Source organism: Micromonospora sp. URMC 105, assembly GCF_051386295.1.
In the GTDB taxonomy this organism is placed as follows: Bacteria; Actinomycetota; Actinomycetes; order Mycobacteriales; family Micromonosporaceae; genus Micromonospora.
Genome location: NZ_JBPQTL010000028.1, coordinates 44,104 through 59,575, shown reverse-complemented (window position 1 = coordinate 59,575; position 15,472 = coordinate 44,104). Strand labels below are relative to the sequence as shown.

14 protein-coding genes and 2 pseudogenes are annotated in these 15,472 nt (G+C 72.4%); 3 read left to right on the top strand and 13 right to left on the bottom strand.

Features of this window, described 5'->3' with window-relative positions; translation table 11 throughout:
* The 10 genes and pseudogenes from ACSNN7_RS12365 to ACSNN7_RS12320 all read right to left on the bottom strand — a co-directional run.
* A pseudogene (locus tag ACSNN7_RS12365) lies at nucleotides 1–347 on the bottom strand (hypothetical protein); the annotation flags it as partial.
* A 52-nt stretch (nucleotides 348–399) separates the two neighbouring features.
* Nucleotides 400–1,191, bottom strand: coding sequence for a glycerophosphodiester phosphodiesterase (locus tag ACSNN7_RS12360; protein WP_436680878.1), 792 nt, complete (start codon nucleotides 1,189–1,191; stop codon nucleotides 400–402).
* Nucleotides 1,192–1,202: 11 nt separating this feature from the next.
* Nucleotides 1,203–1,538 (bottom strand): rhodanese-like domain-containing protein, encoded by a 336-nt coding sequence (locus ACSNN7_RS12355; protein WP_436680877.1) that lies wholly within the window; start codon nucleotides 1,536–1,538, stop codon nucleotides 1,203–1,205.
* Nucleotides 1,539–1,597: 59 nt separating this feature from the next.
* Nucleotides 1,598–2,539, bottom strand: coding sequence for an LCP family protein (locus ACSNN7_RS12350; protein WP_436680876.1), 942 nt, complete (start codon nucleotides 2,537–2,539; stop codon nucleotides 1,598–1,600).
* Between the two features lie 207 nt (nucleotides 2,540–2,746).
* Nucleotides 2,747–3,955 (bottom strand): LCP family protein, encoded by a 1,209-nt coding sequence (locus ACSNN7_RS12345; protein ID WP_436680875.1) that lies wholly within the window; start codon nucleotides 3,953–3,955, stop codon nucleotides 2,747–2,749.
* A gap of 294 nt (nucleotides 3,956–4,249) precedes the next feature.
* Entirely contained in the window at nucleotides 4,250–5,479 is a 1,230-nt protein-coding gene (locus ACSNN7_RS12340) for an LCP family protein (RefSeq protein WP_436680874.1), read from the bottom strand.
* A gap of 78 nt (nucleotides 5,480–5,557) precedes the next feature.
* Nucleotides 5,558–6,532, bottom strand: coding sequence for a UDP-glucuronic acid decarboxylase family protein (locus ACSNN7_RS12335; protein ID WP_436680873.1), 975 nt, complete (start codon nucleotides 6,530–6,532; stop codon nucleotides 5,558–5,560).
* Nucleotides 6,533–6,646: 114 nt separating this feature from the next.
* Nucleotides 6,647–8,320 carry a solute symporter family protein gene (locus ACSNN7_RS12330; RefSeq protein ID WP_436680872.1) on the bottom strand — a complete coding sequence of 558 codons (1,674 nt, stop codon included), beginning with the start codon at nucleotides 8,318–8,320 and terminating at the stop codon, nucleotides 6,647–6,649.
* Entirely contained in the window at nucleotides 8,298–8,669 is a 372-nt protein-coding gene (locus ACSNN7_RS12325) for a DUF485 domain-containing protein (RefSeq protein WP_250793961.1), read from the bottom strand. Before ACSNN7_RS12325 ends, ACSNN7_RS12330 begins: the two co-directional genes overlap by 23 nt.
* A 174-nt stretch (nucleotides 8,670–8,843) precedes the next feature.
* Nucleotides 8,844–9,386: pseudogene (locus ACSNN7_RS12320) on the bottom strand (flavin reductase family protein); the annotation flags it as partial.
* A 179-nt stretch (nucleotides 9,387–9,565) separates the two neighbouring features.
* Between ACSNN7_RS12320 and ACSNN7_RS12315 the strand changes: the two are divergent.
* Nucleotides 9,566–9,820: a hypothetical protein gene (locus ACSNN7_RS12315; RefSeq protein ID WP_436680871.1), complete on the top strand. Its 255-nt coding sequence runs from the start codon at nucleotides 9,566–9,568 to the stop codon at nucleotides 9,818–9,820.
* 36 nt (nucleotides 9,821–9,856) lie between these two features.
* On the opposite strand, the gene ACSNN7_RS12310 is transcribed toward ACSNN7_RS12315, so the two are convergent.
* Nucleotides 9,857–11,545 carry an ABC transporter permease gene (locus tag ACSNN7_RS12310; protein ID WP_436680870.1) on the bottom strand — a complete coding sequence of 563 codons (1,689 nt, stop codon included), beginning with the start codon at nucleotides 11,543–11,545 and terminating at the stop codon, nucleotides 9,857–9,859.
* Nucleotides 11,530–12,294 carry an ABC transporter ATP-binding protein gene (locus ACSNN7_RS12305; protein ID WP_436680869.1) on the bottom strand — a complete coding sequence of 255 codons (765 nt, stop codon included), beginning with the start codon at nucleotides 12,292–12,294 and terminating at the stop codon, nucleotides 11,530–11,532. Before ACSNN7_RS12305 ends, ACSNN7_RS12310 begins: the two co-directional genes overlap by 16 nt.
* Nucleotides 12,295–12,436: 142 nt before the next feature.
* Here ACSNN7_RS12305 and ACSNN7_RS12300 point away from each other — a divergent pair, with 142 nt between their 5' ends.
* Complete coding sequence (locus tag ACSNN7_RS12300; protein WP_436680868.1) at nucleotides 12,437–12,937, top strand: SigE family RNA polymerase sigma factor; 501 nt, start codon at nucleotides 12,437–12,439, stop codon at nucleotides 12,935–12,937.
* Complete coding sequence (locus tag ACSNN7_RS12295; RefSeq protein ID WP_436680867.1) at nucleotides 12,930–13,796, top strand: hypothetical protein; 867 nt, start codon at nucleotides 12,930–12,932, stop codon at nucleotides 13,794–13,796. The genes ACSNN7_RS12300 and ACSNN7_RS12295 overlap by 8 nt, the downstream gene beginning before the upstream one ends.
* Before the next feature lie 34 nt (nucleotides 13,797–13,830).
* Here ACSNN7_RS12295 and ACSNN7_RS12290 read toward each other — a convergent pair whose 3' ends face one another.
* Entirely contained in the window at nucleotides 13,831–15,471 is a 1,641-nt protein-coding gene (locus ACSNN7_RS12290) for a cation acetate symporter (RefSeq protein WP_436680866.1), read from the bottom strand.
* Between the last annotated feature and the right edge of the window lies 1 nt (nucleotide 15,472).

Here is a 15,472-nt window from a genome sequence, read left to right as displayed (position 1 = left end):
CCCCCCCCCCCCCCCCCCCCCCCCCGCCCCCCCCCCCCCCCCCCCCCCCCGGGGAGGTGGTCCACCCGGACCTGCCGGACGCGGGGACCGGCGAGCAGGCAGACGGTCACCGGGTCGGACGCCGGCAGCGGGCGGCCGATCATCCATTCGGCGTTGCCGCTGGCCGCGATGACCCGGCCGCCGGTCGGGGCGAACTCGACGAAGGCCACGCTGGCCGCGCCCACCGCGGCGCGGGCGACCCGGAGCAGTTGGGTGAGGACCGGCAGCCCGGCGTCACCGGAATTGATCAATTCGATCACCGCGCTGTGGCCGGTGATGAGGGCGGCGAGATCGGTTCGCTCCGGCATGTCCCGAGTGTGCCCCCTCGGCCGGAGTTCGGGCAGCCCCGTCCGGTGGGGCTCATCGGCCCAGCCGGGCCAGGGTCCGCGCCGGCCGGTCGGTGATCACTCCGTCCACTCCGGCGTCCAGCACCAGCTCCAGGTCGTCCGGCTCGTTGACCGTCCAGACGTACACCTGGTGGCCGGCGGCCCGCAGGGCGGGCACCAGCTGCGGGCGGGCCCGGACCAGGCCGATCCCGGGTCCGGCGATCCGCGCGCCGAACGGCAGTCGGCCGAGCCGCAGCCAGCGCGGCAGCACCTCCAGCAGCAGCACCGTCGGCAGCGCCGGGGCCAGCTCCCGGACCCGGCGTACGGCCAGCGGGGAGAACGACATGACGGTGACCCGGACCTTGTCCTCCGGCCCGGGGTCGGCGAGCCCGTACCGGCGCAGCAGCGCCACCAGCCGGCGCTCGACGTCGCCGCCGTACCGGGACGGGTGCTTCGTCTCCACCAGCAGCCGGACCGGCCGGTCGGCGGCCAGTACGGCCTCCAGCAGCCGCTCCAGCGTGAGCAGCCGGGTGTGCGACTCGTCCAGCACCTCGTCGCCCTCGGCCGGTACGCAGCCGGGGTGCCAGGAGCCGAAGTCGAGCAGCTCCAGCTCGGCGAGGGTACGGGCGCTGACCAGCCCACGCCCGTTGCTGGTCCGATCCAGCCGGCGGTCGTGCACGCAGACCAGGTGCCCGTCCCGGGTGAGCCGGACGTCGCACTCCAGCCCGTCGGCGCCCTCGTCCAGGGCCCGCAGGTACGCCGCGAGGGTGTGCTCGGGCAGGTCGGCCGACGCGCCGCGGTGCGCGAAGACCAGTGGATCGCCCATGGTGGCGGCGCTCAGATGACCCGGCCGGGCTGCCCGTCCCCGCCGATCACGGGCCGGCCGACGGCCTCCCACTGCCGCATCCCGCCGTCGGCGTTGCGCACCTGCTCCCATCCGTTGTTGAGCAGGTAGCCGACGACCTGGGCGGAGCGCCCGCCGGAGCGGCAGATCACCGCGACGTCCCGGTCGGTGGGGACCTCGGCCAGCCGGGCCGGCAGTTCCATCATCGGCAGGTGGTGGGCGCCGGGGGCGTGGCCCGCCGCCCACTCGTCGTCCTCGCGGACGTCCAGCAGGTAGGTCTCGTCGTCGATCTCGGTCACTGCAACGCTGGGTACCTGGGGTCCGAACACGCGTCAAAGCCTAGATCCTCCCCGGCGGACCCGGCACCGGGCTGGGCCGGTACGTCTGGTCACAACCGGATGACCCAGCGCGCGTTGGCCTGGGCCCAGCCCGGCACCCGATCGCCGCGTACGGCGTCGAAGAGGCCGCTGCCGCCGTTGTCGAGGACCACGTAGGAGACCCCGTCGATGGTCTGCGGGTACGACGGCACCTGCACCCCGCTCAGCCGCTCCGCCGGCAGCGACCGGAGGGCCATCAGCAGGTCCTCGACGGGTACGCCGTTGGTGTCCAGGGTCAGCGATCCGCCGACCGCGCGCAGCACCCGGTCCAGCTTGACCGGGTCACTGCGCAGGTCGGTCTCGCCGGCCCGCTCCAGCAGCGCTCGCAGCATCTGCTGCTGGTGCCGCTGCCGGTCGTAGTCGCCGCCGGGCAGGTGGTAGCGCTGCCGTACGTAGTCCAGCGCCCGGGCGCCACCCATCTGCTCGCAGCCGGGGGTGAAGAGGGTCCCGGTGTGGATCGACCGGACCTCGGTGTCGACGCACATGCGGATCCCGCCGAGCAGGTCGATGACCCGCTTGAAGCCGGCGAAGTCGACCAGCGCGGCCCCGTCGAAGCGGATGCCGGTGAGCCGGGCCAGGGTGGCGGAGAGCAGCCGGGCGCCGCCCTGGCCGCCGCCGCCGTGCTCGTACGCGGCGTTGATCTTGTCCTGGCCGCCGCCGTAGCCGTTGCCGCCGGGTGGAATCGCCACCAGCAGGTCGCGCGGGACGGAGATCAGGTATCCCTGCCGCAGGCCGGGCGGGACGTGCACGATGAGGATGGTGTCGGAGCGCTGGTCCGGCCCGTCCGTGGCACCCCGCCGGTCGGTGCCGACGAGCAGATAGTTCAGCCCTTCGGAGAGGTCGGTCCGGGCCTGCCGGGCGTCCGGGGCGAGCAGGTGCTCCCGGGTGATGGTGCGCTCGTACCGCGCGGTGAGTGCCTTGATGCCGACCACGGCCACGACGGCCACCAGCACCAGGGCGAGTCCGAACCGGAACAGGACCCCCGGCCAGCGGGCGGCCCGGCGGCCGGGTGGCGGTCGGTCCAGCCCTCGGTCGGACCGCGCTGACCTGGCCGTGACGCCCTCCCCGTGGCCGTTACGTGAGACCTGCTCACTTCAGGCTACGGGTCGGTCACCGCGCTCGGGGCCGGTTTCGCCGGGGCTGCCGGCCGGTCGGCGGGGTCAGCTGCGGGTGGAGAGGACCGTCGGATTGGCGTACACGAATTCGCCCAGCTTGTCGTTCTTGACCGCCTGGAACATCTCCAGGGTCTGCGGACTGAGCGCCTCGCTGCCGTTGCCGTTGCCGTTGTAGGTGCCGCCGTTGGTGCGCAGCATGGTCAGCTCGCTGGCGCTGATGCCGCGCAGGGTGAAGATGAAGTTGGCGACCGGCACGTCGCCGACGTCGAGGATGAAGGCCTTGCCGGCCGCCCGGATCAGCTGGTTGATCTTGACCGGGTTGGTCAGCATGCCCTTCTCGGTGGCCTTGCGGGCCATCGCCTTGATCAGCTGCTGCTGGTTCTGCTGGCGGTCGTAGTCGCTGTTCGGCAGGCCGTAGCGCTGCCGGGAGTAGTCCAGCGCCTCGAGGCCGGACATCTGGCGGCAGCCCTTCTTGTAGACCACCGGGGTCATCGGCCGGCCGGTCTTCTTGGCGTCCGCCTTCCACATCTGCTTGCCGTCGACCATCACCGTGTGGATCGACTTCACCTCGTGCTTGACGCAGATCCGGACGCTGCCCAGGGTGTCGATGACGTTCTTGAATCCGCCGAAGTTGATGATCGCGGCGCCGTCGAAGCTGATCCCGGTCATGTTCTTGATGGTCTGGGCCATCAGCTGGGCGCCGCCCTCCCAGCCGCCGCCGTTGCGGGCGCCGGCCTGGAACGCCGCGTTGATCTTGTCGGTGCCGCCGCTGTAGCCGCTCTTCTTGAAGGCGGGGATCCGCGCCTCGGTGTCCCGGGGAATCGAGATCATGTACGCCTGGTCGTGGCTGGCCGGGATGTGCAGCACGATGATGCTGTCCGCCCGGACGTCGTCGGCGGCCCACCGCTCGCGGGCGTCGACGCCCAGCAGCAGCATGTCGATCGGGCCGTCCAGGTCGGCGCCGCCCTCGGCGTCGGTCTTGCCGGCCCCGCCCAGCAGGTTCTTCTGGGCGATGTTGCCGGTGGCCTGGCTGATCAGCGCCTTGCTGCCGACGATGGCGATGCCGCTGGTCATCATGAGCACGGCGCCGAAGATCACCGTGAGGCGGGCCCAGAGCGGGTCCTTGCGCTTGGTGCGCTTCTTGGCGCCGCCGGTGCGCTGACCGCCGCGACCGCCCTGGGACGGGATCGTCGACGACCGTGCGTACGGGTCGGCGTCCTGCGAAGTCGGGCGGGGGCTGGTCTGAACCGGCATGCGTGCTCCAGCTCGCGTTGTCGGGGGGCGGGACCACTCTACGTACCGCTTCCCGTCAAGGCGAGATCGTCAGGCGCTCAATTCTCAGATATCCCGACAGTTGCGACGGCATTTCAACCGAACGGATGAGTCAATGCATCTGGTCGGTGGTTGGCGACCGATGTTTGAACCAGACGTGAAAGCACCTCTGATGACGTCCGTCGAAACGTGCCGGCTGCCGCGGTCGCCGTCGGCGGCGCGGCGACCGGCCTCCGCAGGCGGCCGGGAGGCCCGGCCGCCTGCGGAGGAAGCGGGTCAGTTGCCCTTGGTGTCCGGGTCGTTGGCCGCCACCCAGGCCGCCATCGTGTCCGCCGACATGGCCTTGTACATGGCCAGCGCCTTCGTCCGGTCGGAGACCACCACCGACTCACCGTTGATCGTGTCGCTGCCCGTGTTCGGGCTGGTGAGGAAGGTCAGGTTCTCGCCACGCAGGTTGCGGAACTGCACGCCCATGTCGACCAGCGAAAAGCCGTTGTCCACGGTCACCGCGTCGGTGACCGACTGGAGGAACGCGTTCAGCTTCTTCGGATTGGCCAGCGTGCCCGTGCTCGCCGCCTTGTCCATCAGTGCCCGCAGGAACTCCTGCTGGTGGCGCATCCGGGCGAAGTCGCCGTCCGGGAACTGCTTGCGCTGCCGGATCCAGTCCAGCGCCGTGGCGCCGTCCATGTGCATGGTGCCCTTGGTGAACTTCCGGTACGGCTTGTGGATCGAGGTGATGCTCCGCTCCACCTTGAGGTCCACCCCGCCGAGCGCGTCGGTGACCTCCTTGAAGCCGCCGAAGTCGATCGCCATCACGTGGTCGATCCGGACGTCGGTGAAGCACTCCACCGTGCGGACCGCCAGCGGGAGACCGCCGAACGCGAACGCCGCGTTGATCTTCGCGCGCTGCCCGGAGCCGCAGTCCGCGCCGGCGCTCTCCGGGATCGGCACGTACAGGTCACGCGGGACGGAGACCAGGTAGGCGGACTTGTGGTCGGCGGGGATGTGCATGACGATGATCGTGTCGGCCCGCCACTGGCTCTGCTTGTCGACCGGCGCGTCCGGGTCCCGCGAGTCCGAGCCGACCAGCAGGATGTTCAGCGCCCCGTTCACCGCCTTGGCCGGCCGCCCGCCGGTGATCTCCGAGAACGGGTCGGTGCGGGCCAGGCCCTCGTCCAGGTTGTCGGTGTAGACCCACGCGCCCAGACCGCCGAGCAGCGCCAGCACCAGCACCGCCGCCCCGGCCACCAGGCCGATCCGCCCCCAGCGCGGGCGGGGGCCCCGCCGGCCGGGACCAGTCGGGCCACCCGGCCCCGGCGGTGTGCCGGGTCCGCCCGGGCCGCCGGGCGCGCCGGAGCGGGGTCCTTCCTCGTCGTACGACGGGTACCACTGCGCCTCGGACGGCCGGGCGCGCCCGGCGGCCCGGTCGGGACCGGGGACCGCGGCGCGTCCGGCGCTCCGGTGCAGGTACGGAAGCGGGACGCCGGCTGACGATGTGGCGGACATGCGATTCAGCGTACGTAGGCCGGTCGAGCGTTGCCCGAAGGCGATCGCCGCGTGGCGTCCCGGACGCCGGGCGGCAAGCTACCCTAGCCGCGCCCGGAAGTGGTCGATCGTGCGTCGCAGTCCGTCTTCGGGCGCCACGGTCGGCTCGTATCCCAGCAGCTCCCGGGCGAGCGTCAGATCGGGTCGCCGCATCTCCGGGTCGTCCGCGCTGCGGGTGATGTAGGTCACCTCGGAGCTGCTTCCGCACAGTGACACGATGGTCTCGGCGAGTTGCCGCATGCTCATCTCGTGCTCGGTGCCGCAGTTGATCGGCCCGGTCTCCGTCGAGTCGAGCAGCAGCAGGATGCCGCGCACCAGGTCGTCGACGTAGCAGATCGAGCGGGTCTGGTTGCCGGTGCCGTGCACGGTGATCGGCTCGCCGCGCAGCGCCTGGGAGATGAAGGTGGGGATGGCCCGGCCGTCGTCGGGGCGCATCCGCGGGCCGTACGTGTTGAAGATCCGTACGATCGCCGCGTCCAGCCCCTTGCTCCGGTGGTACGCCATGGTGGCCGCCTCGGAGAAGCGCTTCGCCTCGTCGTAGACGGCGCGTACCCCGATCGGGTTGACGTTGCCCCAGTACGTCTCGCGCTGCGGGTGCTCCTTCGGGTCCCCGTACGCCTCCGAGGTGGAGGCCATCAGGAACCGGGCGCCGTCGGCCAGCGCGCGCTCCAGCAGGTGCAGCGTGCCCACCGAGCCGACCCGGAGGATCTCCACCGGCAGCTTCTCGAAGTCCGTCGGGCTGGCCGGGGAGGCCATGTGCAGGATGGCGTCGAACCGCTCCGCCAGCGCCGGGTGGGCCGGCAGCCCGTCGGAGATGTCGGCCTCGACCAGGGTGAAGGACGGGTTGTCCAGCAGGTGGGCGACGTTCTCCTTCGACCCGGTGACGAAGTTGTCCAGCGCGACCACCGTGCAGCCACGGGCGATCAGCGCGTCCACCAGGTGCGACGGTACGAAACCGGCGCCGCCGGTGACGAGGATGCGGTGACCGGGTCCGAAGCGCGCAGCAACCTTCATGCGCGTCAGCCTACCGACCGTCCCGCCCCCGCACCCTCGGCCGCACCCCAGGCACGACGGAGGGGCCCTGTCCCGCAGGGCCCCTCCGGTGCGCCGGGGTCGGCGCGTCGTGACTCAGTGGGCGCCGGCGCCGGTGAGGGCGCGGACCTCCAGCTCGGCGTACTTCTCTTCGTTGCGCTCCTTGGAGATGACGGTGCCGAGCCAGCCGCACAGGAAGCCGAACGGGATCGACAGGATGCCCGGGTTGGACAGCGGGAACCACTGCCAGTCCTGGTCGGGGAACATCGAGGTCGGTGCCCCGGAGACCACCGGCGAGAAGAACACCAGGAACACGGCGGCCAGCAGCCCGCCGTAGATGGCCCAGACCGCTCCCGAGGTGTTGAACCGCTTCCAGAAGAGGCTGTAGAGGATCGCCGGCAGGTTGCCCGACGCGGCCACCGCGAAGGCCAGCGCCACCAGGAAGGCCACGTTCAGGCTCTGCGCGAAGATCGAGAGCACGATCGAGACCGCGCCGATGACCAGGGCGGAGACGCGCGCGACGGTCACCTCCTGCCGTTCCGAGGCCTGGCCCCGCTTCAGCACGTTGGCGTAGAAGTCGTGCGCCAGGCTGGAAGAGGAGGCCAGGGTCAGCCCGGCGACCACGGCGAGGATGGTGGCGAAGGCGACCGCCGCGATGATCGCCAGCAGGGTGGCCCCGCCGAGGTCGCCGCCGAGGAAGTCGATGCCGAGCGCCTCGGCGAGCTGCGGCGCCGCCGTGTTGCCCGCCTTGTCCTGGGCGGTGATCGCCTGACTGCCGACCAGCGCCGCGGCACCGAAGCCGAGCCCCAGGGTGAGCAGATAGAAGGTGCCGATGATGCCGATCGCCCAGAGCACGCTCTTGCGGGCCGCCTTGGCGGTCGGGACCGTGTAGAAGCGGATCAGGATGTGCGGCAGGCCGGCCGTGCCGAGCACCAGCGCGATGCCGAGCGACAGCAGGTCGACCTTGTTGTAGAACGTCTGGGTCGAGTTGCCGGCCACCTCGACGCCGTAGCGCAGCCCGGGTTCGAGGAAGGCGCTGCCCTTGCCGGAGGAGGCCGCGGCGTCACCGAGCAGCGACGACAGGTTGAACTTGTACTTCGCCAGCACCAGCAGGGTCATCACCAGCGCGCCGCCCATCAGCAGGAACGCCTTGACGATCTGCACGTAGGTGGTGCCCTTCATGCCGCCCACGGTGACGTAGATGATCATCAAGGCGCCGACCATGATGATGGTGGCGACCTTGGCGGTGTCCGCGTCCATGCCGAGGAAGGTCGTCCCCGGCTTGATGCCGAGCAGCAGCGCGACCAGCGCGCCCGCGCCCACCATCTGGGCCAGCAGGTAGAAGATCGACACCGTGATGGTGGAGACCGCCGCCGCGGTACGCACCGGACGCTGCCGCATCCGGAAGGCCAGCACGTCGGCCATCGTGTACCGGCCGGAGTTGCGCAGCAGTTCGGCCACCAGCAGCAGGGCCACCAGCCAGGCGACCAGGAAGCCGATGGAGTAGAGGAAGCCGTCGTAGCCGTAGAGGGCGATGATGCCGGCGATGCCGAGGAACGAGGCGGCCGACATGTAGTCACCGCCGATCGCCATGCCGTTCTGGAAGCCGGAGAAGGACCGGCCGCCGGCGTAGAAGTCGGTGGCGGTCTTGGTCTGCCGGCTGGCCCAGATGGTGATGGCCAGGGTTACCGCCACGAAGACCAGGAAGAGCGTGATGGTGAGGTTGCGGGCGGTGGTGCTGCCCGCCTCAGCCGCGAGGACCGTGTTCACGGGTCACCTCCCCGATCTCGGCGCGGATCCGGTCGGCGACCGGGTCGATCTTTCGGTCGGCGTACCGGGAGTAGAGCCAGGCGATCAGGAAGGTGGAGACGAACTGGAGCAGGCCGAAGACGAGGGCGACGTTGATGTTGCTGCCGAAGAGCTTCGTGCCCATGAAGTCCCGCGCGTACGCGGAAAGGATGACGTAGAGCGCGTACCACAGGAAGAACGCGACGGTCATCGGGAAGACGAAGCCGCGCAACGCGCGACGCAACCCGGCGAACTCGTCCGACCGTTGTACGGCGAGGTACCGCTCCGCCGCCGACTCGGCGGGCGCGGACGCGGGTGTGTCCGTGGACATCTGTGGATCACCACCTTCACAGGCGTGGGGAGTTTCGCGCACCGTAGAGAGCGCGCTTCCCACCACGGAAGGCCGAGATCGGGCCCGGTCGGCGGCTGCGCCGAACGGTCTACCGGCTGCGCCGAGTGACGCACGTCACTCCGACGAGCGGTAGGTCGGATGGCGGGCGGGCGGTCAGGTCAGCCCGTGGTACCGGCCCCGGTAGTGCAGCAGCGGCATGGTCTCCTCGGTCAGGTCGACCGCCTCGATGGTGGCCTCGACCAGCAGGCCCCAGCCGTACTCCCGGGCGGCGTCGAGCCGGCAACCGGCCCACCCGCCGGCGTCGGCGGGGACCGGGCCGTAGGGGGTGTCGAGCCACTCGCCGGTGGCGAAGAGCCCGCCCGGGGAGGGAAAGAGCCCGGCGAACCGGTCGGCGAGCTGCCGGTGCGGCGGCCCCAGCGGCGCCACCGCGAACCGCCCGGCCTCCTCCACCGCCGCCCACAGGTCCGACTCCGGGTCGACCAGTCCGAGCAGCCGGTCCGGCTCGCCCTCGGCGACCAGCGTGGACGAGACGGTCAGCCCCGCCGGACCCGGCGCCGTCCAGAGCGTCACCGGCGCCGCCAGCCGACCCCGCAACCGGCGTACGGGCGAGCGCTCCCCGACGGGCACGGCGAACGGATCGGTGTGGTGGATCTCGGCACCCGGCTCATGATTCACGTGAAACATTGTGCCGCTGCGGGGGTCAGCGCCGGGCGCGTCCTTGCGTGTCGGACGCTGGAGATGCCTGTCGCAACGAGCGACATGACTCAGAGGCATATTTATGACTCTGAGGCATCACGCTCACGGTCGTGTCCGCCTTCCCGACGCGACACGCCACGGGAACGGCACCCTCGCCCGGACGGCCTATCGTGCCGGGCATGGCCTTCGTGACGCCGCCGCAGCTCGCCCAGTCCCGTTCCATCGGCGCCGACTCGATCCTGCGGGGCGAGGTCGATCTGCGTGCCTATCCGTTCCGGCACCTGGCCGTCTCGGCCCGTCCCGGGTTCATGGGCAACCCAGTCACCCAGCTCATGGAGGCCGTCGAGCACCTGTCGAACTACGGCTGGGAGCTGGTCAACGTCGCCACCGTCACGGGCAGCCACTACCTCTTCGCCTTCATGCGCCGGGTCTGACCCCCGCATGATCCACCCGGTTTGCGGCGGCTCAGCTCAGCGGCGCGGGGTGACGGTGGCGAGCAGCTCCGGCGTCCGCCGGTCCAGCACGTCCCCGGCCAGGTACGAGCCGAGCAGCGCCGCCCCCAGCCCGTACGCCGCGCCGAGCGGCAGGGCCAGCCAGAGCCAGGCGTCCCCGAGCAGCGCCGCGGCCACCACCATCGGGATCGCGGCGGCCGCCGAGGCGACCATGGACAGCAGGGTGAGGAAGCTCTTCGCCACCCCCGCCCCGGTGTTCATCGCGAACGGGTTGCTCGTCTCCGGCAGCGAGTACGCGCCGAGCACCGACACGAACCCGTTGATCGCCAGCCCGGCCCCGTACGCGGCGAGCAGCGCGCCGGCGGCCACGCCGATCCAGCCCGGCTCGCCCATCACCAGGGCGATCAGCACCGACACCACACCGAGCATCGGCACCACGTACACCGAGAAGGCCGTCATCCGGGCGCGCAGCTCCAGCCGCCCAGGCACCCCGGCCACCACGTTCGCCGCGTACGCGCTGCCGTCGAAGCCGAACTGGTTGGCCAGCGTCACCGAGGCGAGCACCCCGACGAAGAGCATCGAGAGGCTGAGCAGGACCGGCGACGAGTTGCCGGCGGTGAGGTCCGGACCCTCCTCGGCGGCGAACTGCGGACCGCCGAGGTTCACCATCACCGGCACGAAGACCCCCACCACCGCGACGCTGATCAGGTTGGCCCGGCGCCGGGCGTCCCGCCACCAGTAACGGGCCTCCCGGGCGACCAGCGCGCCGAACCGGTCCCGGCCGGTCCAGGCCAGCACCCGGGGGAAGAGTTGCGCGACGGGTCCGCCCGCCGGCCCGCGCCGGCTCTTCGCGGGGGCGGCGCTAGCCGCGCCGACCATCGCCGACTCCAGCGACCGCGACCACCAGAGCAGCAGCAGACCGACGGTCACCGCCGTGATCAGCAACTTCACCGGTACGGCCCAGGCCCGTCCCTCGGCCACGTCCACGCCGACCGTCCAGGGTGCGCCGAACGGCGTCCAGCCCACCACCTCGGCCACCCCGGTGAGCCGGTCCCAGTCGGCCTCCCGGACCGCTGCCAGCACCGCGATCTGCAACGGCCCGAGCAGGGCGGCGACCACCGCGAGCAGCACGGCGGCCAGGTCGCGTACCCGGCGGGACCGCAGCATGGTGGCGAACGCGCTGGTCACCGCGCGGCTGGCGGCGACGCAGAGCAGCAGCCCCGCGACCACCCCGACGGCCGCGACCAGCCCGGCCGCCCAGCCGCCCAGCGCGGCGGCGGTGACGACCAGCCCGGAGACGGCGAGCAGCACCGCGAGCACCGGGACGCTGACCAGCGCCGCCGCGAACAGCCCGGCGACCAGGGTGCGGCGGGGCAGCGGCAGCAGCGCGAACCGGGCCGGGTCGAGGGTCTCGTCCACCCCGAAGAAGACCAGCGGCAGCAGCAGCCAGCCGAGCACCAGCAGGCCGCCGCCGAACGCGGCGGTCAGCAGCGCGTACCGTGGCTCGCCGGCGAAGCCCGGGGCGGCGAGCGCCAGGAAGCCGCCGGCGGCGAACCAGAGGCCGACCAGGACACCGGCGACGAACATCGCGATCCGCCAGCCCTGGCCCCGGAAGTTGTTGCCCATCACCCGCAGCTTGAGCCGGACGAAGTGCCGGGCGGAGACCCGCCGGACCGGCTCGGCCGCAACGGTCACCGGGACAGCCACGACAGCTCCTCGCCGGTCGCGGTGCGGCCACCGACCACCTCGACGAAGACCTCCTCCAGGGACCGCTCCCCGCGTACCTCGTCCAGCGTGCCGACCCGCTTGATGGTGCCCTCGGCGAGGATCGCCACGTGCGAGCAGAGCCGCTCGACGACCTCCATCACGTGGCTGGAGAAGACCACGGTGCCGCCGCCGGTGACGTACCGCTGCAGGATGTCGCGGATCAGCGCGCCCGAGACCGGGTCGACCGCCTCGAACGGCTCGTCCAGCACCAGCAGCCGAGGGCCGTGCAGCAGCGCACAGGCCAGGCCGATCTTCTTCTTCATGCCCGCCGAGTAGTCGACCACCAGGGTCCGGCCCGCGTCGGTGAGCGCCAGCACGTCCAGCAGCTCCGCGGCACGCTGGTCGACCACCGCCGGGTCCATCCCGCGCAGCAGACCGTGGTACGCCAGCAGCTCCGCCCCGCTGAGCCGGTCGAAGAGCCGTACCCCGTCCGGCATCACGCCGAGCAGCCGCTTCGCGCGCACCGGGTCGGCCCACACGTCGTGCCCGAGCACCCAGGCCTGGCCGTGGTCGGGCCGCAGCAGCCCAACGGCCATCGACAGGGTGGTGGTCTTGCCGGCGCCGTTCGGGCCGAGCAGCCCGTAGAAGGAGCCGGCCGGTACGGCCAGGTCGACCCCGGCCACCGCCACCTTGCCGTCGAACTGCTTCGCCAGGCCGCGCAGCGCCAGCGCGGGGTGCCCACCAGTCATGGGTCCGACCGTATCCGGGCCGGACCAGCCCATCGTCCGGCCGCAGGATGATCCCCGGTCATCCCCGCGACGTATCCGCGCCGGACGCAACCGGTCGACTGGCCGGCGGGTGACAGGAGCAGGACCGGGACGGGGAGGAACTGTGGACACAGACGACGGGTTCGAGGAGTTCTATCGGACCACCAGACACCGGGTCGTCACGGTGCTGTACGCGCTCGGCGGCGACCTGGCCGAGGCCCAGGACGCCGCGCAGGAGGCGTACGTGCGGGCCTGGCAGCGCTGGGACCGGATCAGCGGGTACGGCGACCCGGAGGCGTGGGTCCGCACCGTCGGCTACCGCCTGCTGGTCAACCGGTGGCGCAAGATCCGCAACGGGTTGACCGCCTACCGGCGGCACGGCCCCGACCCCGCCGTCGCACCACCGTCGGAGAACACCGTCGCGCTGGTGAGCGCGCTGCGCCGGCTGCCGGCCGAGCAGCGCCAGGCGATCGTCCTGCACCACCTGGCCGACCTGTCGATCGCCGAGATCGCCGCCCAGACCGACGCGCCCACCGGCACCGTCAAGGCCCGCCTCGCCCGGGGCCGCCGCACCCTGGCTGACCTGCTCGACACCACCCTCCCCGAGGAGGTTCGCAATGCCTGACCCGCTCTTCGCCGACCTGTACCGCGACACCGAACACCTGAGCTGGTCGCCCACCGAGCAGGTGCGGCGGCGCGGCCGGCAGCGCACCCGCCGTACCCGGATCGCGGCGTGCCTGGCGAGCGTGGTGGCCGTCGCCGTGGTGGCCGGTGGCGTGGCCGCCCTGGCCGGCGGCCCGGACGCCGCTCCGCTGCCGGTGACGCCGGGCACCGGTTCGCCCACCCCGACGTCCACGCCCACACCCACGCCGTCGATCACCCCGGGCCCGAACCGGTCGCCGAGCGCCCCGGCCCGCCCCGACGACGCGTCGTCCCGCCCGCCGCAGACCAGCTCCCGGCCGACCATCGCCTCCGCCGACCCGGCGATCCCGACGGCGGCGCTGCTGCAGAACGGTGACGGCCCGGCCGGCTACCGGGTGGCCGGCAGCGACATCGACGGTGACTGGAACCTCGCCTTCAGCGCCGCCGGTTGTGCCCGGGCGGACCACCCGCTGTTCCGGCTGGACGCCCGCGCGGAGCGGGGCCGCCGCCTGTCGGGCGGTCCCGACCGGATGGTGTTGCAGCGCGTCGAGCGCCTCTCCCCCCGCGACGCCGACCGCTACATCGGCCTGGTGCGGGACCGGGTCGCCTCGTGCGGCGGGGAGAACGTGACGCTGACCGTGGTCGCCGGCGGCTTCGCCGGCGAGGAGTCCGTGCTGGTCCGCGCCAGGTATGCCGGCGGCGGCGAGGCGCTGCACCTCTTCGTCCGCCAGGGCGACCTGGTCAGCGAGCTGTGGCAGAAGGGGCTGACCGGCCCGGCGGCGAGCCGGGAACTCGGCCGCGACGCCGCCCGTCGGCTCTGCGCCGGCACCGACGGCTGCTGACCCACCAGGGACGCACCGCCCCTCTGGTCAGGCGTCAGAGGCGGAGCGCCTCCGGGGCGTGCAGCCGGAGCATGGTGGCCCCGACGTCGGCCGGTGCCCGGCGGCGGGTCGCCATCGAGACGGCGACCATCACGGTGAAGGCGAGCGGCACCGTCCAGGCGGCCGGCTGCGCGATGAGCGTGGCCGGCCAGCCGGACAGCGGTGGCCCGAGCACGGTGACCAGGACGGCCGCGACGGCAGCACCGCCGCCGGCCAGCACGCCGGCCGCCGCGCCCAGGTCGGTCAGCCCGCGCCACCAGATGCCGAGCACCAGCAGCGGGCAGAAGCTGGACGCGGCGACCGCGAAGGCCAGCCCGACCACCTGGGAGACGTCCAGCCCGGAGACGTTGAGCGCGAGCACCGCCGGCACCCCGCCGGCGATCACCGTGGCCAGCCGGAAGCCGCGCACCGAGCCGCGCCCGAGCACGTCGGTCGAGATCACCCCGGCGACGCTGGTGAGCAGCCCCGACGAGGTGGAGAGGAAGGCCGCGAACGCGCCGGCCGACACCAGCGCGGCGAGCAGCCGGCTGGTCACCCCGTCACCGAGCGCCGCCCCGGGCAGCAGCACCACCACCGCGTCGGTCTGCCCGCTGACCAGCAGCTGCGGGGTGTAGATCCGGCCGAGCACGCCGTAGAGGGTGGGCAGCAGGTAGAAGACGCCGACGAGGGCGAGCACCACCAGGGTGGTGCGCCGGGCGGCCGCGCCGTCCGGGTTGGTGTAGAAGCGGACCAGCACGTGCGGCAGCCCCATGGTGCCCAGGAACGTGGCCAGGATCAGCGAGTACGTCGCGAAGAGGCCCCGGTCGTCGTCGCCGGCGGCGCTGGGCAGCAGCCAGTCCGCCGCGCCGGTGGCCACGCCGGACACCTCGGGCACCGGCTCGCCGGCGGCGAAGTCGAGGCGGTCGCCGGGGCGTACCTCGAGGATGGTGCCGTCGGCGAAGGTGAGGGCCGCGCGGTGCTCGACCACGACGGTGGTCGCGGTCCGGAACGCCGGCCCGTCGGGCGGGGTCACCGCCGGGCGGGCGTCGGCCTGCCACTGCAACGCCAGGAAGATCGCCGGTACGGCCAGCGCGGTCAGCTTCAACCAGTACTGGAAGGCCTGGACGAAGGTGATCGCCCGCATCCCGCCGAATGCCACGTTCGTGGTCACCACGGCGGCGACCAGCAGCGCCCCCACCGGGTACGGCGAACCGGCGACCGTGGCCAGGGTCAGCCCCGCGCCCTGCAACTGGGGCACCAGGTAGAGCCAGCCGATGAAGATCACGAAGACGGTGGCCAGGGTGCGCAGCCGACGCGAGCCGAGCCGCAGCTCGCAGAAGTCGGGCAGGGTGAACGCGCCGGAGCGGCGCAGCGGCGCGGCCACGAAGAGCAGCAGGGCGAGGTAACCGGCGGCGAAGCCCACCGGGTACCAGAGCACGTCCACGCCGTACTTGAGGATCAGCCCGGCCACGCCGAGGAAGCTCGCGGCCGACAGGTACTCCCCGCCGATCGCGGCGGCGTTCCACGTCGGACTCACCGCGCGTGAGGCGACCAGGAAGTCGGAGGTGGTGCGGGCCAGCCGCAGCCCGTAGAAGCCGATGCCGAGGGTGACCAGGGTGACCGCCACGATGGCCGGGACGACGTAGGCGTTGCCCATC